The sequence below is a fragment of the Lentimicrobium sp. S6 genome (assembly GCF_013166635.1).
Lineage (GTDB): Bacteria > Bacteroidota > Bacteroidia > Bacteroidales > UBA12170 > UBA12170.
Window position 1 is genome coordinate 1 of record NZ_JABKBZ010000229.1, and the last position, 851, is coordinate 851.

At 30.9% G+C, this 851-nt stretch carries 2 protein-coding genes; both read right to left on the minus strand.

What is annotated here, in order from left to right:
• A partial coding sequence (locus tag HNS40_RS22485) for a hypothetical protein (protein WP_172284950.1) occupies positions 1-290 on the minus strand: 290 nt, incomplete at its 3' end.
• Positions 291-522: 232 nt separating this feature from the next.
• Positions 523-851 (minus strand): hypothetical protein (locus tag HNS40_RS22490; RefSeq protein ID WP_172284951.1); only part of this gene is annotated, 329 nt, incomplete at its 5' end.

Genomic DNA, 851 nt, shown 5'->3' on the forward strand with positions numbered 1-851 from the left:
GGTATTTTGGTCATATTATCTCCGAAATAAATATCCTTATAAATACCATTTTGAACTTGAGCATTTAGAACCGTGGTTGGAACAGTGGCCACTATAGCAGATTCTACATAAAATGAACTTGAGGATATTTCAGAACCTGATTGTGTACAAACAGAATTAGGAAAGATTTCCCAGTTATCAGATATTTTCATTTGTGATGATTTTTCGTGGAGATGGGTATTCACTTGAGAAGCACAAGAGCTTAAACTCAAGACAATAATAATACTCCAAAGGATTTGATTTTTCTTCATAAAGCCATATTTATGCAATTATTTGCATTTTTACTGATGCAAATATATAGACATTGCATTAGCCTAGTATTTATGGAGTAAGAAAAACAGAGTAAAACTTCGTCGAAAAGCTAGATTAATTCAGTTAAAGCATCCAGAAATACAATGCTGACAATAATTCTCTGATATTTAAAGAAGGTAATAAATTTAAAAATAAAAATAAATTTTAATGCAATTATTTGCACCAACCAATCTACCACCTAATACTTGAACTCTGAATGACTAATTTGGGAGAAAATATTCTAGTTTCATTTACAAAACCATTTTCAATCTGCGATTGAATCAATTCCATAATCTGTTCGGACACCTTAAAGGTCTGAAAATCGATATATGAAATCTTAGGTCGGCTTATGGAAGAAGTTTCGTGGGCATCCAAACTGACTAATAATATTTTAGCATCAAACTCAGTTTTACGAGTCAGTAGAAAATTCTGAATTCTCAAGGCCAATATATAGGAAGAAGTGAGAATAGCATCAAATTCTATTTCTTTATTATAAATCTCATCCAATAAAAACCGACATT